At 69.5% G+C, this 21,018-nt stretch carries 23 protein-coding genes; 14 read left to right on the forward strand and 9 right to left on the reverse strand.

The genetic code is table 11. The annotated features are described in order from the left end of the window. The first annotated feature begins 25 nt into the window (after window positions 1-25). From QFW96_RS20795 to pstB, 6 genes are all read left to right on the forward strand, one after another. Entirely contained in the window at window positions 26-781 is a 756-nt protein-coding gene (locus tag QFW96_RS20795; RefSeq protein WP_281457370.1) for a winged helix-turn-helix transcriptional regulator, read from the forward strand. A 79-nt stretch (window positions 782-860) separates the two neighbouring features. Next, entirely contained in the window at window positions 861-1,808 is a 948-nt protein-coding gene (gene mshD, locus QFW96_RS20800; protein ID WP_281457501.1) for a mycothiol synthase, read from the forward strand. Between the two features lie 222 nt (window positions 1,809-2,030). Further along, a complete protein-coding gene (gene pstS, locus QFW96_RS20805; protein ID WP_281457371.1) occupies window positions 2,031-3,146 on the forward strand; it encodes a phosphate ABC transporter substrate-binding protein PstS in 1,116 nt (371 codons plus the stop codon). 203 nt (window positions 3,147-3,349) lie between these two features. Beyond that, entirely contained in the window at window positions 3,350-4,276 is a 927-nt protein-coding gene (pstC, locus tag QFW96_RS20810) for a phosphate ABC transporter permease subunit PstC (protein WP_281457372.1), read from the forward strand. Continuing rightward, window positions 4,273-5,187, forward strand: a complete 915-nt coding sequence (gene pstA / locus QFW96_RS20815) for a phosphate ABC transporter permease PstA (protein WP_281457373.1) — start codon at window positions 4,273-4,275, stop codon at window positions 5,185-5,187. Before pstC ends, pstA begins: the two co-directional genes overlap by 4 nt. 11 nt (window positions 5,188-5,198) lie before the next feature. Beyond that, the gene (pstB, locus tag QFW96_RS20820) at window positions 5,199-5,975 is read left to right on the forward strand and encodes a phosphate ABC transporter ATP-binding protein PstB (protein WP_281457374.1); all 777 of its coding nucleotides are present in this window, start codon (window positions 5,199-5,201) and stop codon (window positions 5,973-5,975) included. Between the two features lie 255 nt (window positions 5,976-6,230). Here the strand turns inward: pstB and QFW96_RS20825 are convergent, their stop codons facing one another. The 7 genes from QFW96_RS20825 to QFW96_RS20855 form a co-directional block, all read right to left on the reverse strand. Next, window positions 6,231-7,088, reverse strand: coding sequence for a helix-turn-helix domain-containing protein (locus QFW96_RS20825; protein ID WP_281457375.1), 858 nt, complete (start codon window positions 7,086-7,088; stop codon window positions 6,231-6,233). 133 nt (window positions 7,089-7,221) lie between these two features. Continuing rightward, on the reverse strand, window positions 7,222-7,869 hold the full coding sequence (gene phoU / locus QFW96_RS20830) for a phosphate signaling complex protein PhoU (protein ID WP_281457376.1): 648 nt from the start codon (window positions 7,867-7,869) through the stop codon (window positions 7,222-7,224). Between the two features lie 103 nt (window positions 7,870-7,972). Next, window positions 7,973-10,318, reverse strand: coding sequence for an LCP family protein (locus QFW96_RS20835; RefSeq protein WP_281457377.1), 2,346 nt, complete (start codon window positions 10,316-10,318; stop codon window positions 7,973-7,975). Window positions 10,319-10,571: 253 nt separating this feature from the next. Next, entirely contained in the window at window positions 10,572-11,426 is an 855-nt protein-coding gene (locus tag QFW96_RS20840) for a GGDEF domain-containing protein (protein WP_406688472.1), read from the reverse strand. 320 nt (window positions 11,427-11,746) lie between these two features. Continuing rightward, window positions 11,747-12,148, reverse strand: a complete 402-nt coding sequence (locus QFW96_RS20845; RefSeq protein WP_281457378.1) for a hypothetical protein — start codon at window positions 12,146-12,148, stop codon at window positions 11,747-11,749. Between the two features lie 3 nt (window positions 12,149-12,151). Further along, entirely contained in the window at window positions 12,152-13,306 is a 1,155-nt protein-coding gene (gene dusB, locus QFW96_RS20850) for a tRNA dihydrouridine synthase DusB (RefSeq protein WP_281457379.1), read from the reverse strand. A gap of 122 nt (window positions 13,307-13,428) precedes the next feature. Further along, complete coding sequence (locus QFW96_RS20855) at window positions 13,429-14,058, reverse strand: superoxide dismutase family protein (RefSeq protein ID WP_281457380.1); 630 nt, start codon at window positions 14,056-14,058, stop codon at window positions 13,429-13,431. A 427-nt stretch (window positions 14,059-14,485) separates the two neighbouring features. Here QFW96_RS20855 and QFW96_RS20860 point away from each other — a divergent pair, with 427 nt between their 5' ends. Continuing rightward, window positions 14,486-14,785: a hypothetical protein gene (locus QFW96_RS20860; protein WP_281457381.1), complete on the forward strand. Its 300-nt coding sequence runs from the start codon at window positions 14,486-14,488 to the stop codon at window positions 14,783-14,785. Window positions 14,786-14,787: 2 nt separating this feature from the next. On the opposite strand, the gene QFW96_RS20865 is transcribed toward QFW96_RS20860, so the two are convergent. Together QFW96_RS20865 and QFW96_RS20870 are read right to left on the reverse strand one after the other, a co-directional pair. Then, window positions 14,788-15,159: an ArsC/Spx/MgsR family protein gene (locus tag QFW96_RS20865; RefSeq protein WP_281457503.1), complete on the reverse strand. Its 372-nt coding sequence runs from the start codon at window positions 15,157-15,159 to the stop codon at window positions 14,788-14,790. A 282-nt stretch (window positions 15,160-15,441) separates the two neighbouring features. Further along, a complete protein-coding gene (locus QFW96_RS20870) occupies window positions 15,442-15,840 on the reverse strand; it encodes an NUDIX hydrolase (RefSeq protein ID WP_281457382.1) in 399 nt (132 codons plus the stop codon). A 131-nt stretch (window positions 15,841-15,971) separates the two neighbouring features. Between QFW96_RS20870 and QFW96_RS20875 the strand changes: the two genes are divergently transcribed. From QFW96_RS20875 to QFW96_RS20905, 7 genes are all read left to right on the forward strand, one after another. After that, complete coding sequence (locus QFW96_RS20875; RefSeq protein WP_281457383.1) at window positions 15,972-16,808, forward strand: undecaprenyl-diphosphate phosphatase; 837 nt, start codon at window positions 15,972-15,974, stop codon at window positions 16,806-16,808. A gap of 42 nt (window positions 16,809-16,850) precedes the next feature. Beyond that, window positions 16,851-17,714, forward strand: coding sequence for a dihydropteroate synthase (gene folP, locus QFW96_RS20880; RefSeq protein WP_281457384.1), 864 nt, complete (start codon window positions 16,851-16,853; stop codon window positions 17,712-17,714). After that, window positions 17,714-18,457 (forward strand): pyrimidine reductase family protein, encoded by a 744-nt coding sequence (locus tag QFW96_RS20885; protein ID WP_281457385.1) that lies wholly within the window; start codon window positions 17,714-17,716, stop codon window positions 18,455-18,457. The genes folP and QFW96_RS20885 overlap by 1 nt, the downstream gene beginning before the upstream one ends. Window positions 18,458-18,667: 210 nt before the next feature. Then, on the forward strand, window positions 18,668-19,225 hold the full coding sequence (locus QFW96_RS20890) for a hypothetical protein (RefSeq protein ID WP_281457386.1): 558 nt from the start codon (window positions 18,668-18,670) through the stop codon (window positions 19,223-19,225). Between the two features lie 37 nt (window positions 19,226-19,262). Further along, window positions 19,263-19,835 (forward strand): hypothetical protein, encoded by a 573-nt coding sequence (locus QFW96_RS20895; RefSeq protein WP_281457387.1) that lies wholly within the window; start codon window positions 19,263-19,265, stop codon window positions 19,833-19,835. Between the two features lie 41 nt (window positions 19,836-19,876). Beyond that, window positions 19,877-20,215 carry a hypothetical protein gene (locus QFW96_RS20900; RefSeq protein WP_281457388.1) on the forward strand — a complete coding sequence of 113 codons (339 nt, stop codon included), beginning with the start codon at window positions 19,877-19,879 and terminating at the stop codon, window positions 20,213-20,215. Between the two features lie 71 nt (window positions 20,216-20,286). Next, window positions 20,287-20,817: a hypothetical protein gene (locus tag QFW96_RS20905; RefSeq protein WP_281457389.1), complete on the forward strand. Its 531-nt coding sequence runs from the start codon at window positions 20,287-20,289 to the stop codon at window positions 20,815-20,817. The last annotated feature ends 201 nt before the right edge of the window (window positions 20,818-21,018 follow it).

Genomic DNA, 21,018 nt, shown 5'->3' on the forward strand with positions numbered 1-21,018 from the left:
TCGCGCCTGGAGATGGAGGCCCCAGATGAGCTCCGAGCTGCTCCTGCTGACCGGTGAGTCCGACTGCGATGCGGTCCTGCCGTCGCTGGCACTGCTGCCGCACCGCGTCCGAATCCTCCCCGCCGACCCCGGAGCCATCCTGTCCGGCGGTGCCCACGACGTCGTCATCGTCGACGCCCGCGCCGACCTGGCAGGCGCCCGCGACCTCTGCCGCCTGCTGTCCGCGGGTGACGTGCCCGTGATCGCGCTGGTCAACGAGGGCGGCCTGGTCACCGTCAGCGCCGAGTGGGGCGTGGACGACATCCTCCTGCCGACCACCGGCCCGGCCGAGATCGACGCCCGGCTGCGCCTGCTGGTCTCCCGCCGCAGCAGCGCTTCCAGCAGCGGCGACGGCTCGCTCAGCGTCGGCGACCTGGTGATCGAGGAGGCCACCTACACGGCCCGGCTGCGCGGCCGCGCGCTCGAACTGACCTACAAGGAGTTCGAGCTGCTGAAGTTCCTGGCCAACCACGCGGGCCGGGTGTTCACCCGCGCCCAGCTGCTGCAGGAGGTCTGGGGCTACGACTTCTTCGGCGGCACCCGCACGGTCGACGTCCACGTGCGGCGGCTGCGCGCCAAGCTCGGCCCCGAGCACGACTCGATGATCGGCACCGTGCGCAACGTCGGCTACAAGTTCGTCCGCCCGAACCGCGGCGGCTCGTCCTCGCCGCTGGCCACCGAGCTCACCGAGACCGAGACCGTCGAGATCACCGACGAGGACCTGCGCAGCCTCAACGCCTGACACCGAGATCAACCAGGAGCCCCCGATCACCGATCGGGGGCTCCTTCGCGTTCGGATCGGTAGGGTCATAAGCGTGCAGTTGACTTGGCGTAACGGACTGGATGACGCGGAGACCGCTGAGGTGATGGGTCTTCTCGACGAGGCGGAGAAGGCCGACGGCGTGGCGCCGGTGGGCGAGCACGTGATCCTGCGGCTGAAGGCCCACCGCGACGTGGTGCACCAGATCGAACCGGTGCAGGCCGACGTCCGCTCCGAGCACTTCATCCTCCGCGACTCCGGTGGGGTGCTGATCGGTTACGCCCACCTGGACACCGAGCACGAGCCGGGCGCCGGGCAGCTGGTGGCCGAGCTCGCCGTGCACCCCGAGCACCGCAGGCGGGGCGCGGGCGCCCGGCTCGTCGAGGCGCTGCTGGAGCGCGCCGAGCTGGGCACCGAGCCGGACGCCGACTCGGGTCGGCTGCGGATCTGGTCGCACGGCGAGCACCCGGGAGCGGTGCGGCTGGCCGAGCGCTACGGCCTGCACCGGCCGCGCGAGCTGTGGCGGATGGGTCGCGAGCTCGCCGAGCCGGAGCTGCCCGAGGTGACGCTGCCGGAGGGCGTGACGATCCGCGCGTTCGAGCCGGGCCGGGACGAGGCCGAGGTCGTGCGGGTGAACCACCGCGCGTTCGTCTGGCACCCCGAGCAGGGCGACATGACCGAGGACGACGTGCGCACCAAGGAGCGCGAGGACTGGTTCGACCCGCAGGGCTTCTTCCTCGCGGTCGACGCGGCGGGCGCGCTGCAGGGCTTCCACTGGACGAAGGTGCACCCGGACGGGACCGGTGAGGTCTACGTCGTCGGCGTCGACCCGCACGCGCAGGGCGGTGGCTTGGGCAAGTCACTGACAGTGGCCGGATTGCGGTACTTGCGGGACACTGGCCGTAGTCGCGTCATGCTCTACGTCGAGGCCGACAACGTCCCTGCGGTGAAGGTCTACCAGCGGTTGGGCTTCGCCAAGTGGGACAGCGATGTGCAATTCGGACGCTGACCCGCCGATGCGCTGAGTCACGGCGGGACCGGAACGCGGGTGTCCTCATCGCCCGTTCGAATGTGGCCCCGCTTACTCAGGGTGCCTTGTTCACTTCGCGTTCACTTGGATGGCGAGGGACGTCCACTCGGGCTGCTTAGCGTTCGGGCCAAGCGGCACAAAGCACGAGCGTCCGCGCTCGGCCGCGCCCCGCAAGTTTGTCCCCTTGGGTGGAGGAACGAAGTGAGAATCAAGCGGCACAGCGCTGCGTTGGCCGTCGTCGCCGCGGGCGCGCTCGTGCTCGCCGGCTGCGGATCGGACCAGAACGTCCCGCAGGGCGGCGGCAACCCGGCCCTCGACAGCGTCCAGGTCGAGTGCGGCACCAAGCCCGTCTCCGGTGAGGGCTCGTCGGCGCAGAAGAACGCCGTCGACGTCTTCGCCCGCGACTACGGCCTCAAGTGCGCCGGCCAGACCGTGAACTACACCAAGTCCGGTTCCGGCAAGGGCGTCGCCGCGTTCACCGCCGGCCAGATCGACTTCGGCGGCTCGGACTCCGCGCTCAAGGAGGAGAAGGGCGAGGTCGCCAAGGCCGCCGAGCGCTGCCAGGGCAACCCGGCCTGGAACATCCCGATGGTGTTCGGCCCCATCGCGATCTCCTACAACCTCCCGGGCGTCAGCGACCTCACCCTCAACCCGGACCTGATCCGCAAGATCTACATGGGTGAGATCAAGAAGTGGGACGACCCGGCGATCAAGGCCGCGAACCCCAACGCGCAGCTGCCCTCGATCGAGATCGTGCCGTTCTTCCGCTCGGACGAGTCGGGCACCACCGAGAACTTCCAGAAGTACCTGAAGACCGCCACCGGTGGCGCGTTCTCCGGTGAGGGCAAGACCTTCCAGGGCGGCCAGGGCGTCGGCCAGGGCCGCGACGGCTCCGACCAGGTGGCGCAGTCGGTCAAGGCGACCGAGGGCGGCTTCACCTACGTCGAGTGGTCCTTCCCGAAGAACCTGGGCCTGGGCATCGCCAAGATCGACAGCGGCGCCGGCCCGGTCGAGCTCAACACCGCCAACGTCGGCAAGGCCATCGAAGAGGCCAAGATCGAGGGCCAGGGCAACGACCTGCGCGTCGACCTGGAGTCGATCTACGGCAACAAGGCCCCGGGCGTCTACCCGATCGTCCTGAACACCTACGAGATCGTCTGCTCGAAGGGTTACGACCCGGAGACCGCCAAGGCGGTCAAGGCGTTCCTGAAGGTGGCCGCCAACGCCAACCCGCAGGAACTGGAGAAGGCGGGCTACGTCCCGCTGCCCGAGGCCTTCAAGACCAAGGTCCTGGGCGCCGTCGACGCCATCGCATGACCGTGTGACCGGGCCCGCCCGCGACCCGGGCGGGCCCCTGGTCCTGCGGAGAGGATGAGAGGCTGCGAGCAGCAGTGACCGACTCAACGAGAGCCGAGACGCGCCCCGCGGACACCACCGGTGCCCAGCGGGGCGCTTCGGCGCATTCCGGACCGGAGGCTCCCATTTCCGCTCCAGAGACGTCCGCGGGCAAGACCTCCCGCGTGGGCGACAAGGTGTTCTCCTCGCTCGCCACGGCGTCCGGGGCGTTCGTGGTGGCGGTGATCGCGGCGATCGCGATCTTCCTGCTCATCCGGGCGATCCCCGCGCTGCAGGTGAACCACGTGAACTTCCTGTTCAGCCGGGAGTGGGACACGCGGAACCCCGCAGACATGAGCTTCGGGATCCTGGACCTGGCCTGGATCACCGTGGCGAGCTCCGTGGTCGCGCTGGTGATCGCGATGCCGCTGTCCGGCGGGATCGCGCTGTTCCTCACCCGCTACGCGCCGCGCAGCCTGGCCCGCCCGTTCGCCTACATCGTCGACCTGCTGGCCGCGGTGCCCTCGGTCGTCTACGGCCTCTGGGGATTCCTGGTGCTGGGACCGGTCCTCAAGCCGGTGTCGACGTGGCTGAACGAGACGCTGGGCTGGATCCCGATCTTCGGCCAGGGCAACATCGCCCAGGTCGACTCCGGCGCGAACGTCTTCACCGCGGGCATCGTGCTCGCCGTGATGATCATCCCGACGATCACCGGCGTCACCCGGGAGGTCTTCGCGCGGACCCCGGACGCCCAGGTCGAGGGCGCGCTCGCGCTCGGCGCCACCAACTGGGAGGTCGTCAAGACCACGGTGTGGCCGTTCGGCCGCAACGGTTTCGTCGGCGGCTCGATGCTCGGCCTCGGCCGCGCGCTGGGCGAGACGATGGCCCTGACCATCATCCTGAGCGGCGCCACCGCCCCTCCCGGGTACAGCATCTTCGACAGCGGGGCGACCTTCGCCTCCAAGATCGCGCTCGGGTCGGCGGAGTTCAACAACAACCTGCAGGTCGGTGCCTACATCTCCGCAGGTCTGGTGCTGTTCGTCATCACCTTCGCAGTCAACGCGATCGCGCGCTGGATCGAGAGTGCGGCCGGCGCTAAGGGGAAGTCATGAGGACCGACGCTGCCGACGTGGAGCAGCTCGCAACCGCGCCGGCCTTCCAGAGCATCGGCTTCGGCCGGAAGTTCAAGAACAACCTGGCCACCGTGCTGTTCGCGGCCGCCTTCGTGGTCGCGGTCATCCCGCTGCTGTGGGTGCTGTGGACGCTGATCGAACGCGGCCTCAAGCCCATCCTCAGCGCCGACTGGTGGTCGCACTCCTTCAACGGCCTGCTGCCGACCGACGAGGGCGGCGGTGTCTACCACGCCCTGGTCGGCACCATCTTCGAAGGCCTGGTCTGCCTGGTCTTCGCGGTGCCGCTGGGCGTGATGGTCGCGGTCTACCTGGTCGAGTACGGGCAGAGCTCGAAGCTGGCCAAGGCCGCGACGTTCATGGTGGACATCCTCAGCGGCCTGCCCTCGATCGTGGCCGGCCTGTTCATCTACGCGCTGTGGATCACCACCTTCGGCATGACCCGCAGCGGTTTCGCGGTGGCGCTCGCGCTGCTGCTGCTGATGCTGCCGGTCGTCGTCCGGGTCACCGAGACGATGCTGCTGATCGTGCCGAACGAGCTCCGCGAGGCGGCCTACGCGCTGGGCCTGCCCAAGTGGAAGACCATCGTGCGGATCGTCCTGCCGACCGCGCTGTCGGGCATCGTCACCGGTGTCATGCTCGGCCTGGCGCGCGTGCTCGGTGAGACCGCACCGTTGCTGATCCTGGTCGGGTACTCGTCCTCGATCAACTTCGACCTGTTCAAGGGTGAGATGGCGTCGCTGCCGCTGACCATCTTCATGGAGCGCAGTACCGGAACCACGGCCGGTGACTACCGGATGTGGGGGGCCGCGCTCACCCTCGTGATCGTCATCATGCTGATCAACCTTGTCGCGACCGGTCTGTCCAAGATCTTCGCGATCAAGACGAAGTAGGGACTTTCGACATGGCCAAGCGTCTCGACATCAAAGACCTGAACCTGCACTACGGCAAGTTCCACGCCGTGCAGGACGTGACCCTGCAGGTCCCGGCCCGGAGCGTCACCGCGTTCATCGGCCCCTCCGGTTGCGGCAAGTCCACCGTCCTGCGGTCGCTGAACCGGATGCACGAGGTCATCCCGGGTGCCCGCGTCGACGGCAAGGTGATGCTCGACGGCGAGGACATCTACGCCGACGACGTCGACCCGGTGCAGGTCCGCAAGACCATCGGCATGGTCTTCCAGCGCGCCAACCCGTTCCCCACCATGTCCATCCGCGACAACGTGGTGGCCGGGCTGAAGCTGGCCGGTGAGAAGAACAAGTCGCACCTCGACGAGGTCGCCGAGAAGGCGCTTCGCGGCGCGAACCTGTGGGAAGAGGTCAAGGACCGGCTGAACAAGCCGGGCGGCGGCCTCTCCGGCGGTCAGCAGCAGCGGCTCTGCATCGCCCGCGCGATCGCGGTGCGGCCCGACGTGCTGCTCATGGACGAGCCCTGCTCGGCGCTGGACCCGATCTCGACGCTGGCGATCGAGGACCTGATCTCGCACCTCAAGCAGGACTACACGATCGTCATCGTCACCCACAACATGCAGCAGGCCGCTCGCGTCAGCGACCAGACCGCGTTCTTCAACCTTCGCGCGGTCGGGGAGCCCGGTCAGCTGGTGGAGATCGACGAGACCGGCAAGATCTTCTCGAACCCCACCCAGAAGGCCACCGAGGACTACATCTCCGGCCGCTTCGGCTGATCTTGATCTGAACTGATCCGTGGTCGTTTTGCTTGGCGGTGCGGGTAGCGGAACCTCAGACGCCTTCTGGCTCCGGGATCCGAGGCTTATGTATGCCAATACACGACACGTCGGCTGTCCTCCCCAGAAGACGTCTGAGAACCCGCGGCGGTGCGGGTTGCGAGGGTGGGGTACCGAGAAACCGGCTTCGCCGGTTGCCTGACGGGTGACGAAGGCGGGGCCTCCATCGAGGAGGCCCCGCCTTCTGTCGTCTGCTCAGGTGGGCAGTTCGTCCGCGACCGAGGAGATGAAGGCGCTGGAGTCCTTGGGGTTCAACGCGCTGGTGCAGACCTGCTCGAACGCCTTCAGGTAGTCGGAGGTGTCCGCGGCCTTGTCGAGGAAGCGGGAGTTGGCCGAGTCACCGAGGTGCACGACCTGCGGGTCCGCCTCGTTGGCGAAGGAGAAGACCGCGGCGCGGTCGCCCATCAGCGGGTGGCCGCCGACGCTGAACGGCAGGACCTGCAGCGTGACGTTGCGGCGGTAGCCCAGCAGGACCAGGTGCTCCAGCTGCTGGCGCATCACGGCCGGGCTGCCCACGCAGCGGCGCAGCGCGGACTCGTCGAGCACCGCCCACAGCTCCAGCGGCTGCTCGCCCAGCAGCCGCTGCTGGCGGGTCGAGACGACCTTGAGGCGCTCGGCGATCTCGTCGTCGGTGAACACCTGCGAGTCCGAGGCCAGCAGCGCGCGCGTGTAGTCGGTGGTCTGCAGCAGCTCGGGCAGCGGGTCGCTGCCGAAGCAGCTGACGGCCTTCGCGGACGTCTCCAGGCCCAGGTAGGTCTGCAGGCCCGGGCGCTGCGCGGTGCTCGGGTACTGCTGCCACCAGCCGCGCTGCTTGGAGTCCTGAGCGAGGTCGATGAGCGCGTCCAGCTGGTCGCCGGTGGCGCCGTAGAACTCGGCCATCAGCCGCACGTCCGAGGTCCGCACCGGGACCCGGCCGAGTTCGATCTGGCTGATCTTGCCCTGCGAGCAGTCCAGGTGGGCGGCGACCTCGCGGTGCGTGCGTCCGGCGATCTCGCGGAGGCGCCGCAGTTCACTGCCCAGTCGACGTCGGTGCACGGTCGGACTCTTACCCACCGCGCACCTCATCGGTACGAGTTCGGTCGCTTCTCACCCGAAAGAGGATGGCACACGATGATCGCAACATCGAGTGCTGAGATCGACTATTAATACTTTCCGCGGAAGTTCACACCTGACCAGCGGAAACGCATCAACGGGACGGCATCTTTCCGGTCACGATGAACTCGACCCGGCGGGCCACCGCGACCGCGTGGTCGGCGAAGCGCTCGTAGAAGCGGCCCAGCAGCGTCACGTCGACGGCCGTGGCCACGCCGTGCTCCCAGTCGGGGCTCATCATCACGGTGAACAGGTGCCGGTGCAGGTCGTCCATCTCGTCGTCGACCTCGTCGAGCAGCCGCGCCGCCTCGATGTCCTGGGTCCTGATGACGGTGCTGACCTGGTTGGCCAGCTTCACCGCGATGCGGCCCATCTCGGCGAAGTAGGCGGCGACGTCGTCGGGCAGCACCGCGTTCGGGTGCCTGCGGCGCGCGGCCTTGGCGACGTGCAGCGCGAGATCGCCCATCCGCTCCATGTCCTCGGCGGCGTGGATGGTGGCGATGACGCTGCGCAGGTCGCCGGCGACCGGGGCCTGCAGGGCCAGCAGCCCGAAGGCGTACTCTTCGGCGCGCGACCGCGCCTCGTCGACCAGCGAGTCCTCGTCGATGACCTGCTCGGCCAGGCTCAGGTCGGCTTCCAGGAGCGATTTGGTGGCGCGCTCCATCGCCGTCCCGACCATCGCCGACATGGAGGCGAGAACGTCGGTGAGCATGCCTAGTTGTTCCTGGTAGACCTCGCGCATGTCACCCAGCGTACTTCGCGGCGGAATCGGGCAGAATGACCTGTGGTGAACCACGGGTGAACAGGTCGTGATCCGCGCAACCGGAAACGGACGTTCCCGCTGGTCAGCCGCAGATGTCGTGGCCGGCATTAACGGTTGAGAGATCACCCGGCAGCGAGGGGTCCGCGGGCTGCTGGTGCAGCGTCCGGCCCACTCCTGCGGCCCCGCCGGAACCACCCGATCCGCCGATGGGCGCGCTCTGGGCGGCCTGCTGCGGAGCGGCGTCGGTGGTCACCGGAGCTCCGTCGATCATCGACTGGAACAGCGACTTCGCGGCGTCGTCCCGCAGGACCTCCATGCCCTCGTCGTTGGCGTAGCCGGTGGTCGGGACCGTCACGAAGGTGACCTTGCTCGGGTCCAGGCCCTGCAGCTGCTGGCCGAGGTCCATCAGCCGGTCGGCACCGATGTTGTCGCCGAAGGTGTTGGCGCTGACGGCCTTGACGAAGTCGCTGAGCTTGCGCGGGTCGAGCAGCACCTGGCTGGACATCGTCTTGCGCAGCAGCGACGACAGGAACATCTGCTGGCGCTGCATCCGGCCGTAGTCCGAGGTCGGGTCGCCCTTGACGTGGCGGGCGCGGACGTAGGTCAGCGCCTGGTCACCGGTCAGGTTGTGGCGACCGGCCTCCGGGATGACCGTGCCCAGCGTGGTGTCGATGACGGGCTTCTCGGTGCAGACCTCGACGCCGTGCACCGCGTCGACCATCGACTTGAAGCCGTTGAAGTCGATGCCCAGGAAGCTGTCCATCCGCAGGCCGGAGACCTGCTGGATGACCTTGGTGGTGCACAGCGGGCCGCCGACCGCGTAGGCCTCGTTGAGCCGCGCGCCCTGCTTGGCCGGGACGACCTCGTTGCTGTACTGGCCGGTCTTGGAGTCCCAGCGCTGGCAGGCGGGCATGTTCACCTGCAGGTCGCGCGGGAAGGACACCAGCACCACGCGGCTCCGGTCGGCCGGGATGTGCGCGATCATCGTGGTGTCCGAGCGCGCGCCCGGCTCGTCGGACTCGTTGCCGACCCCGTCCGCGGCGGTGGCCCCGGCGCGGGTGTCGGAACCGATCATGAGGAAGTTCTGGTCGCCGGCCTGACCGGCGGCGTCCTTGATGTCCTGCGAGTTCGGGTCCAGCGCCAGCACCGCCGGAGGGCCGAACAGGGTGGTGGCGCCCCAGGCGAAGCCCAGCGACAGGAACACCGTCAGCGAGGCCGCGACGGCCACGGCCATCACGATGAGGTTCGTGCGGCGCTTGCGCTGCTTCTTCTTCCACTCCATGCGCGACGCGCCGCCGCGGTCGTCGTGGAAGTCGAACGGCATGTCGCTGCCGAGCTCGGGTTCCTTCTTGTTGCCGGGCAGCCACGCGTAGCGCTTGCGGCGCTTGGCCTCCTCGGCGGCGATCTCGTCGTGCACCGCGGAGAAGCGGGCGAGCGTGAGGTCGATCTGCTCGATGTCGTTCTTGCGGTCGCCGTCGCCGTCCAGGTCGTCGTCGACGACCTCGGCCTCGTCGTCGAACTCGTCGAGCTCGGAGTAGCCGTCGGCGGGCTGGACGATCGCCGTCTCCTCGGCCCGCTCGACCGGGGGAGGCGCGGGCTTGGCGGGCTGCCCGTTCTGCGCCGCGGGTTTCTGGGCTGCCTGGGGCGGCTGCTGGGGAGCGGCCGGGACGCGGGGGTGCTGCGTGGTCGCGTCCATGTCCGCCTGCGGGGCCGCGGGCGGTGCGGGGCGCGGGTTGCGGCCGGACGGCGGCGAGACGCGCTGCGGGGCGTCGGTGCTCAACGCCTGGCTGATCCGGGTGGCCTCCTCGCCGGGCGGCTCGGGGTTGCGCCGGGCGGGACGGGCGGCGGCGCCACCGGCGAACGCGGCGGCGGCGCCCGGGGCCGAGGGCGGAGGCGGGGTGGGCCGCTGGTTGCGGCCGGACGGCGGGGAGACCGGCCCTGCGGGCGGCTGCTGCACCGGTCGGGGGCCGGTGCCGGGGGCCGTCCAGCCCGCCGGGGGTGCCGGGTTGATCGGCGGCGCGGGCGGGTTGGGCATCGGGCGGCTCGGCGGCGCCTGCCGGGGGCGGCGGCCGGGCGGTTCGGGGTTCGTCCAGGCCTGCGCCGGTTCCGGCGGTGCCTGCGGAGCGGCCCGGCGGGGGCCGGTCTGCGGGGGCTGGGGCGCGGCCGGTGGCTGGCTGACCGGCGGCGGGGAGCTCGGGGGTTGGCTCGCGGGCGGCTGGGGTTCAGCCGCGCGGCGGTGGCCTGAGGTGTTCGGACCCTTGCCGTGCTTGGACAGCAGGTCGATCACTCGAGTGCCGCCCGTGCCGTCCTCGGACAGCGCGCGTCGGCGACGTCCGGAACCACCACTCGCCGAACCGGTGGCATCGGCGTCCTCGTCGGGGCGGGTACGCCGGTGCCCGAAGTCGCCATGCCGGGGGTCTTGCGGCACGCGTGTTCCCTCCCAACCTGCCTCAGTCATCGTTCTGCGAATCGTCCTGGCGCGTCGACACTCCCCGACATGCATCGCGTGGCGCCTAGAAGATAGTACGGCGGATCGCCCGAACTGACGATAGCGCCGACAGTTTCTTCACAATCAGTGCACGATCCTACCGCGCGGCTCGTCTATTGCGACGAGCCGTGCTAAGCCAGATGACCGATAAGTTCACAATTCGAATGGACCCTGCGTTTTCGCGTGATCGCCATCAGTAGCCGGCGGCTCTTCTCCCCGTTTCGGTGACCCGCTCGGAAGCGGCACCCGCCAACCGGACTTCGGCGCCTTTTCGGTAGGCGACGGCATTCCGACCGGCACGCTTCGCCGCGTACAGCAGGGCGTCGGCCGAGATCAACTGCTGCTCGCCCGAGACGTGCCCGCCGGTGCCCTGCTCGTGCGCGACGCCGATGCTGATCGTCACACCGAGGCCGGGCGCCATCGTCTCCCACTGGAAGTGCTCCACCCGCTGCCGGGCCGCCTCGCAGACCTGCACCGCCGAGTTGGGCAGGATGTGCGGCAGCACCAGCACGAACTCCTCGCCGCCGTAGCGGGCGCAGAACGCCCCGTCCGGCAGGGCCTCCTGCAGCAGGTCCACGACCCGCTGCAGCACCCGGTCTCCGAACAGGTGCCCGTAGGTGTCGTTGACCACCTTGAACCAGTCCAGGTCGATCAGCGCCACGGCCAGGCCCTCGCCCGTCATGGCGTTCTCGGCGACCAGGTCCGCGAGCCGTTCGTCGAGGTAGCGACGGTTGTAGCTGGCGGTGAGGCTGTCCCGGAGGCTCTCCTCGCGGGCCTTGGCGTGCTCCCGGCGCAGCAGCTCGACCTCGCTGCGCAGCTGCTCGGGCACCGCCGGCTTGTCCGAGGACATCATGTCCAGCGCTGATCGCAGGTGGTGGTAGGCCTGCCGCCACTGACCCCGGGAGGCCAGCAGTCGCGCTATGGACTCGTGCAGTTCCGCCATGCCCGTGCCGTTGGCGACTTCCTCACGGCTGCGGGGCGTGGGCGGTTGCGGCACGTCTCCTCCGCTGGGGTGCGGGTCCTGCCCGGTGAATCCGTTGCGGATCATGTCGGCCACCTCCCGTCCGCGCTGTCGTTCGGTCTGACGGAACGATCATGCCGTTTCGACTCGACCGGTGCCTCGGTTCGCGCGATCGAGTGACAACTTCGGCGATTCCGAGACCGAGCCATCGGCTCCTAGGTGTGTACCGGGCGGAGGGGTGGATGTGGAAGCGAATCGGGACGGACCCACCCGCACGGACGAGCAAACCAGTGTCAGTTTCGCATCACCGCCCCGCAAGCCGATCGAGGTGATCTTGGCCGCAGATTCCGGGTTTTCGGGTCCTGGCTCATCGAGGAGCCACTGCTTTCATCGAGGACCCGCTGCTGTCATTGAGGACAGGGTGCGAAGCCGAACGTCCGCCCGTCGAGCACCACGAGGTGTTGTGACCCGATTTGATGACCGGTGGTGCTGCCGCCCGTTCGGGTGGTGACCTCGACGCCGATGACCCAGATCTGCCCGTGCGGGACGACGCCGTCGGCGGTGAAACCGGGATCGGGCCGCAGCGTGCTCCACGCCGGGTCGAGCCGGACGGTGAGGTCGCCGAGCTCGCACGTGTTGGCGGTGAAGTCGGGGTGCTGCGTTCGGTTGAAGAACTCCTGCTGCGCCGCCGGTCCCGCCGCGGCCGCCGCGTTGTTGTCGGCGAAGTAGCCGCGGAAGTCCGGCTGTTGCGGCGTCGAGGCGCAGCCGGTCAGGCACAGCGCGGCGAGCAGCAGCGGCCAGGCCCGCACCGCTCAGCCGCCGCTGGAGTCGACCTCGGCACCGGCCGGGACGGTCGCGTCGTCGGGGTCGTCGAGCCAGCCCTCCGGCAGCACGACCTTGCCCGCCGACCCCTGGCGCCCGCGCGGTCCCTCGGCGTCGGTCGGGAACGGCACGTTCGGGTCGAGCTGGGCCAGCAGGTCGTCGAGCTGCGCGAGGCTGGACACGAGCCCGAAGCCGTGCCGCAGGTCGGAGCCGACGGGGAAGCCGCGCAGGTACTGGGACATGTGCTTGCGCAGGTCGCGCAGGCCCTTCTCCTCGCCCATGTGGTCGGCGAGCAGCTCGGCGTGCCGCCGCAGGACGCGCGAGACCTCGCCGAGGTCCGGGCCCTCCGGGATCGGCTGCCCGGTGAAGGCGGCCTGCAGGTCGCGGAACAGCCAGGGGCGGCCGAGGCAGCCGCGCCCGACGACCACGCCGTCGCAGCCGGTCTCGTCGACCATCCGCAGCGCGTCGTCGGCGCTGAAGATGTCGCCGTTGCCCAGCACCGGGATCGACGTGACGTGCTGCTTGAGGGTGCGGATCGCCGACCAGTCGGCGGTGCCGGAGTAGCGCTGCGAGGCGGTCCTGCCGTGCAGCGCGACGGCCGCGGCGCCCTCCTCCTCGGCGATGCTCCCGGCGTCGAGGTAGGTGATGTGCTCGTCGTCGATGCCGATGCGGAACTTCACGGTCACCGGGATGCCCGCCGGTGAAGCGGCGGTGACGGCCGCGCGCACGATGTCGCGGAACAGCCGCCGCTTGTACGGCAGCGCCGAACCGCCGCCCTTGCGGGTCACCTTGGGCACCGGGCAGCCGAAGTTCATGTCGACGTGATCGGCGAGGTCCTCCTCGACGATCATCCGGACGGCCTGCCCCATGGTGACCGGGTCGACGCCGTAGAGCTGCATCGAGCGCGGGCTCTCGTCGGCGTCGAAGGTGATCATCTCGAGCGTCTTCGGGTGCCGTTCCACCAGCGCCCGGCTGGTGATCATCTCGCACACGTACAGCCCGGCGCCGTACTCCCGGCACAGCCGTCGGAACGCCACGTTCGTGATTCCCGCCATCGGGGCGAGCACCACCGGCGGATCGACCTCGTGAGGTCCGATCCGCAGCGTCTTGGCACCCGTCGGGGCGGGCAGGTCCAGAGCGGTCATCAAGCCCATTGTCCCCGACCCCGAACCTCGATCACCCGTGACCTGCGTCAAAGTCGTTCCGGTGGGAAAAGCGAGGAGGGCACCCGCCTGCGCGGCGGGTGCCCTCCCGGTGGTTCAGCGGATCAGAAGTCCGCGGTGATGCAGCCCAGGCGCGAGCCCGCCGAGCCGGCCTTGCCGGGCTCGGAGTGGGTGTGGGTCTCGTGCAGGACGACCGACTGCGCGTCGTCGCGGGTGGCCAGCGACCAGGCGCCCTCGGCGGTGGCGGTGCCGTTGCCCTGCGCGTCGGTGTGGAAGTCCAGCCACACCTCGTTCTGCGGGTTGGCGTAGGCCGGGTCGACCGACGGCTTCACCGGGTCGGCCTTCTCCTGGTAGTGGGAGCCCGCGTCCTCGCCGGTCGCACCGCACGGCTTGACGTGCACGTGGGCGCCGTAGGGGCGGTTCGGCTGCAGGCCCTTGACCTCGACGGTCACCTTGCTCTTGCCGTCGGCGGAGGAGGAGTTGACGGTGATCTGCCCGCCCGCCGGGACCTCCTCCGGCTTGTACGTGATGGCCTTGGCGGTCGGCGAGAAGTTCTCGAAGGTGCCCGAGGTCTGCTTGCCCGCAGCGGACTGGCCCTCGGCGGGCGTCTGCGGCGCGGGCTGGTGCTGCGCGTGCTCGGCCTCCTGGGCCCCGCCGCCGCAGCCTGCGAGGAGTGCGCCGGCGGTGCACAGGCCCACGATCGAACCGAACAGTCGGGTCCGCTGCTGAAGCATGTGTATCTGTCCTTAGTGGTCGCCGAGGTCTCGGCTGTTGACGCTGCCCGCATAAACGTTTTTGGCATATTCAGGGTTTCGCCTGATCAGCGGCCGCGCGGGCATTCCCTTCCCTGGGGGATTGATCCTAAGTACCCAAGGTTGCGTTCCGGCATCGTCGGGGCCACGCGGACGTGCATCATCCGAAAGCGCGAAGGGGTCGTCGCTGCTCATGACGATCCAGCGCGCAGGTCGAGCGATCCTCATCACCCGGGTGCAATCGTGATCTTCATTCGTCCCCTGTGGACGGACGTGTTGATCAGCGCCGCTTATCGGTCGAGAAGCGCGATCGATCCCGAACGAGCCCCGGCATTGCGCGCGCGCCGCGATCTCCTTAAGGTGTTACTTGAAGTAACAGGTTCGCTCGGTATCCTCGGAGGAGGTCGCGATGCCGGTTCCTGAGGCGTTCTCCAAGCTGGTCGACACGACCGTCGCGCAGACGGCGAAGTTCTACGAGCAGGTCCGCCAGGACGGCTCCGAGCACATCGCGCGCTTCTCCGGCCGCGCCGCCAGCTGGGCGGATCAGGCGGGCGCGGCCACGGCCGAGTTCACCGAGGACGCCGCGACCAAGGCCGCCGCGGTGAGCCGCACGGCGGCCGACCGGGTCGCCGCCGCGACCAGCGGCCTCGCCGAGAACGTCGGCGAGCGCATCATCCGGGTCGGCGAGAAGCTCACCCGCCGGGACTGACCTCAGGCGTTCCGCTCGGCGTCGATGACGCGGCCCACCGAATCGGGGTCGCGGCCGACGACGGTGGTGCTGTCGGAGGCGGTGATGATCGGGCGCTGGATCAGCTTCGGGTTCTCGCTCATCAGGCGCAGCCAGTCGCCCCGGTGCTCGGCGTCCTTCGGCACCTCGCGGAGTCCGACCTCCGCGGCGACGGCCTCACCGGTCCGCGCGATGTCCCACGGTTCCAACCCGAGCCGCTCCAGAACGGCCTCCAGCTCGGCGACCGTCGGCGGCTCCTCCAGGTACCGCCGCACGGTGTACTCGGCCCCCGCCGCGTCCAGCTCGCTCACCGCGGACCGGCACTTCGAGCACGCCGGGTTCACCCAAATCTCCATCACGACCCCAGACTACTGCCCCGAGAAGGCGGATGTCCTTTGTAGGCGGTCAAAACCTCGTCCACGGACCCCCTCATCCGAACCACCCCCTCGTCCATCCAGACAACGACCGCGACCGCGAGTCGGCACCGGATCACTTGGCCAGTCGGGCGGAACGCACCGCGGTGATGGTCTTGGGTTACTTGGGTTCGGGGGCTTGAGCGGGGCGGTTTTCGCCGGAATCGCCCGGGATTTCACAGTGAAACCCCGGGCGGTTCTGGGAAAAACCGCCCCTGGTGGGGATCACACGAGCAGGGAGCGCTCGTGGAGGTGGTCGAAGATGATCTGGTCCACCGGTGAGACGCGGTCGCGGTCGGCGTAGCCGAGCCAGATGAGCTCGGCGATCTCGCTGCTCGCGGCCGGGGTGCCCTCGTGGGCCGCGGTGTAGCAGGTCATGCGGACCAGGACGTCGGCGTTCTGGCCGTGCGCCTCGGCTTCGAAGGTGCCGATGTGGGTGGCGCTGTCCCGGTCGATGGTGACCGCCAGCTCCTCGGTGATCTCGCGGGCGAGGGTGTCCAGATCGGACTCGCCGGGTTCCCGCTTGCCGCCCGGGAAGTAGTAGACGTCCTTGCCGTGCGACCGGGTGCTGAGGACCTTGCCGTCCCGCAGCTCGATCCACGCGATCTTGTCGATGACCTTCACGAGTCCTCCCCATCAGCTCCTGCTCCGCAAGGATGACTCGGCTGCGACGCCCGCACGCGGCGGGGTGTCGGTCGCCCGCCCGGGGCCCGCGAGTTCGCTACGGTGCGGCTGCCGCGAGGAGAGGGGACGTCGTGGGGTGGTTCGAAGCGATCGTGCTGGGGCTGGTGCAGGGGCTCACCGAGTTCCTGCCGATCTCCTCCAGCGCGCACGTCCGCGTCGTGGCGGCGTTCGCCGGGTGGGACGACCCGGGGGCGGCGTTCACCGCGGTCATCCAGATCGGCACCGAGCTGGCGATCGTCGCGTACTTCGCGAGGAAGATCGGTTCGATCCTGCGGAACTGGTTCCGCTCGCTGCACGACCGCGACCACCGGCATCACCCCGACGCCCGGATGGGGTGGCTCATCATCGTCGGCACCCTCCCGGTGGTGGTGCTGGGCGTGCTGTTCGAGGACGCGATCGACTCGGTGTTCCGGGACCTGCGGCTGACCGCCGTAGTGCTGATCGGCTTCGGCCTGCTGCTGGGCTGGGCCGACCGGTTCGGCCGCAAGCAGCGCACCCTCGACGACCTGACCGTGCCGCACGGCCTCGCCTACGGGTGCGCGCAGGCGCTCGCCCTGATCCCCGGCGTCTCCCGCTCGGGCGGCACCACGACCGCCGGTCTGCTGATGGGCTACCGGCGTCCGGACGCCGCCGAGTACTCGTTCCTGCTGGCGGCCCCGGCGGTGTTCGGCTCCGGGATCTACAAGCTCACCGACATCGGCGACGGCACCGCGCCCGCCTGGGGCCCGACGCTGGTCGCGACCGTCGTGTCGTTCGCGGTCGGCTACGCCGTCGTCGCGTGGTTGATGGCCTACATCAAGCGCGGCACCTTCGTTCCGTTCGTGATCTACCGCGTCGTGCTGGGCGTTGTGCTGCTGGTGCTGGTGTTCGCGGGCGTGCTCGACCCGGCGGCCGGTCCGAGCACGTAGTCTCGGCTGCGGATGACGTGCTGCGCGGCGAGGAGACACTGCATGCCTGAGCTGGCCTTTCGGGGTCGAACCGTGGTCAGCGATCGTGCCTTGATCATGGCGATCGTGAACCGGACGCCGGATTCGTTCTACGACCACGGCGCCACGTTCGAGGAGGACCGGGCTCGGGCGGCCATCGCGCACGCCGTCGCCGAGGGGGCCGACGTCCTGGACATCGGCGGGATCCCGGCGAGCCCGGGGCCGGAGGTCACGGTGGACGAGGAACTCCACCGCGTCCTGCCGACCCTGGAGTGGACGCGCTCGGAGTTCCCGGACCTGATCATCAGCATCGACACCTACCGGCACGAGGTCGCCGACGTCGTGTGCCGGGCGGGCGCGGACCTGCTCAACGACACGTGGCAGGGCTACGACCCGAAGATGCTGGAGGTCGCCGCGAAGTACGGGGCCGGTTACGTCTGCTCGCACACCGGCGGCCTGGAGCCGCGCACCGATCCCACCAGCCCGCAGTACGACGACGTCGTCGCGGACGTCATCGCCGAGACCACGAGCCTCGCCGAGAAGGCCGTCGCTCTCGGCGTTCCGCGCGAGGGCGTGCTGATCGACCCCGCGATCGACTTCGGCAAGAACACCTACCAGTCGCTGGAGATCCTCGGACGGCTCCAGGAGATGATCGACACCGGGTGGCCGGTGCTGATGGCGATGAGCAACAAGAACGTCGTGGGCGAGACCCTCGGCGTCGAGCTGGACGACCGGGTCACCGGGACGCTCGCCGCGACCGCCCTGGCGGCGCAGGCAGGTGCGGCGATGTTCCGCGCGCACCAGGTCCGCGAGACCCGGCACACCCTGGAGATGGTCGCGAGCATCGGCGGCGAGCGGAAGCCGTCGCGGGTGGTGAGGTACCTGTGATGCGGCGCGTGTGGCCGCCGGACGAGGCGGGAAGCGTGGACCGCGCCGAGCTGGAGCGCCTGTACGGCTATCCCGAGGACCGGTCCCAGTGGCTCGCGATGAACTTCGTGAGCAGCGTCGACGGCGCGGTCGAGGTGGCGGGCCGCTCGCGCGGCCTGAGCAACGAGGCCGACCGCGAGGTGTACCCGCTGGGCAGCAGCCTGGCTGACGTGATCCTGGTGGGGGCGAGCACCGCGATCATCGAGGAGTTCCGCGGCGTCGAACCGGACGAGCAGCAGGCCGAGCTGCGCGCCCGCCACGGGCTCGCCCCGGTTCCGCGCATCGCGGTCGTCACCTCCGGTCGGTCGCTCCCGGCCGACGCGCCCGTGATCACCGACGTGCAGGTCCCCACGATCGTGATCACCTGCCGCTCCGCACCCGCCGCGCTGCGCGAGGAGTGGGAAGCGGCGGGCGCCGAGGTCCTCGTGGCGGGCGACGGCTCGGTCGACTTCGCCGCAGCGACAAGCGCTTTGGCGCAGCGCGGCCTCAAGCGGATCCACTGCGACGGCGGCCCGCGCCTGTTCGGCTCGCTGCTGGAAGCAGGCGTCGTCGACGAACTCCGCCTGACGCTCTCCCCGATGCTGGTCTCCGGCACGGCGGAGCGCATCGCCGCCGGCACGGGCATCGACCCCGCCCACCTCACCCTGGCCTCGGTCCTGGCCCAGGACGACACCCTGCTCCTCCGCTACCTGATCAACCGCTGACCGGCTGATCGGTTGGTCATCTCGACCGTCGCGGAGCCATCCCCCGGGGGGCGTTCGCCGGGGACACATCGCATTCGCGGGCGTCGGCGATGGGTCCGATCAACCATCGGCTCCGGCGACCGTTCGCGCCACCTCTCGCTGCCTGGCACGTGCGAGTGAACCGGAGGCACGTAGTCGTGCGAGGTCACTTCCTCTTGACAATCATGGCCGGTGTTGCGTGATGTGAGGAAGGGGCGGGAGATGCGAAGAGTTGTACTCGGGACGACGGCCGCGCTGTTGGTCGTCGGTGCAACGCCTGCGTACGCGGTGGACACCGCTGTCACCTTTACGGTGCAGGGTGCTGCGTTGACCGTGGCGGGGCCGGCCAACGCGTCGTTGCCGAGCGCGAGCATCGGGGCTCCCACTTCGGGTCCGTTGGGGACGGTCACGGTCAGCGATCAGCGTGGTGTTGTGCCCGCGCCGTGGACCTCGACGGTGAACTCGACCGATTTCGTGACGGGTGCGAGCGGGCCGTCCGAGACGATCCCCAACGGCAACATCTCCTACGCTTCGGGCCCAGCGACGTCCACCGCCGGGGCCGGGACGTTCACCCCCGGACAGCCGACCACTGGCGATGCCGTGCCATTGGACACCGCGAAAACGGCGTTCAGCCACGTCGGGGGCGGCGGCGCCAACACCGCCGGGTGGAATCCCAGGCTGACGGTCAACGTGCCACCCACCGCCGCACAAGGAACCTACACGGGAACGGTCACACACTCAGTTGCTTGACTCATGGCTCCGGTCCAGCGTGCTCGTGCTGACTCTCGTGGCCGTGGTGATGGGGGCGGGCGGACCTTCCACAGCCGCTGCGGAGTCTGATCCATCTGCGCCGGTCACGTTCGGGATCAAGCTGCTCGACGCCCCGTTGGAGCGGCAGGCGGATCCGCGTGCCAACACTTACATCGTTGATCATCTGCCGCCGGGATCGACGATTCAGCGGCGGGTTCAGGTCACGAACGAGACCAACCGCCCCCAGCGCTTCGAGCTGTACCCCGGTGCGGCCTCGGTCGACGGGGGTGTGTTCGCCTTCGGTCAGGGACGCCAGGTCAACGAACTCGCGACGTGGGTTCGCCTGGACCGGCCGGTCCTGGATCTTCCACCGCACGGCGTTGAGCAGGTGCTGGCCACGATCACCATTCCTCGTGATGCTTCGCGAGGCGAGCGCTACGGCGTCATCTGGGCCGAGCACACGACTCCTCCCACCCCGGAGGCCAACGTCGGTTTCGTCAACCGCGTGGCGTTCGCATGTATCTCGACGTCGGTCCCGGCGGCGAACCGCCCACGGATTTCCAGATCAGCGGGATCACCCCTGAACGAGATCCCGAGGGGCGGCCGTTGATCCGCGCTCACGTCCGCAACACCGGGGGACGTGCCGTGGACATGAGCGGAACGATGTCCCTGTCCAACGGGCCCGGGGGACTCAACGCCGGCCCCTATCCCGTGGAGCTTGGAACGACCGTTGCCCCCGGACAGAGCTCCACGGCCACAACAATCCTGGACGAGCGACTTCCCGAAGGGCCGTGGACCGTCCACCTCACCCTGCGCAGCGGGCTCGTCGAACGCACCGGAACCGCCACGATCACCCTGCCCCGGTCGGGCGCCGGGCCACTGGTCGGCCTCACCTCCGGAACCTGGTCAGGCACAGCGGCCGCGCTCGTGCTCGTGCCCGCCGTCGTCATCATCCTGTTCGGCGCCCGTCTGCTCCGGCGACGCCGGTAGGAGAAACGCCCAGCACGCAGGAGATCACCGCGCAACGAACACGAGTAGCTACTATCCGTCAGGTGATTCCCATGCCGTCGCCTGCCCGCCGCATGGCATTGGTGATGAGCACCTGCGTACTCGCGTGGTGCAGCGGCGGGTCGGCAGCCACAGCTCAGACCGAACCGCCGCAGCCACGTGCCCTCACCATCACCGCCCCGACCACCGCCAATCTCGGATCCGCGGGGATCGGTGACACGGTCACCGGCCAGCTGGGCACGGTCACGGCGAGCGACACCACGGGCGTCCCCACCCTCACCTGGACCGCAACGGTCACCTCCACGAACTTCGTCACCGGAGCAGGCACCTCGCCCCAAACGATCCCCACCACGGCTGTGCGCTACTGGTCGGGCCCCGCCACCTCGACCAGCGGGATCGGAACCTTCACCCCCGGCCAGCCGACCCAGGCCAACGCGGTCACGCTCAACTCCCCCCGCACCGCGTTCAGCCGGATCGGTACCGGGTATTCCACCGCCAGTTGGAACCCCACCATCCAGATCACCATCCCCTCAACCGCAGCGGCCGGTACCTACAGCGGCACCATCACCCACTCCCTGGCGTAGGAGAACTCGGACTCCCGGCTGACTCGCTGCACCCCTCAGCGGGCTGCGGTCGATCTGCTCACGCCCTGGCCATCGCCGACCGCCACCGCGCGCCACGAAAACACCGCTACGCCAACGACGAAGACGGAGCACTAGCGAGTGGGCGCTGCCGGCCCCTCCTGGGCGGTCGAGGTGCTGCGTCGCCGGTGCACCGAGGCGCAT

Source organism: Saccharopolyspora ipomoeae (genome assembly GCF_029952525.1).
Taxonomy (GTDB): Bacteria; Actinomycetota; Actinomycetes; order Mycobacteriales; family Pseudonocardiaceae; genus Saccharopolyspora; species Saccharopolyspora ipomoeae.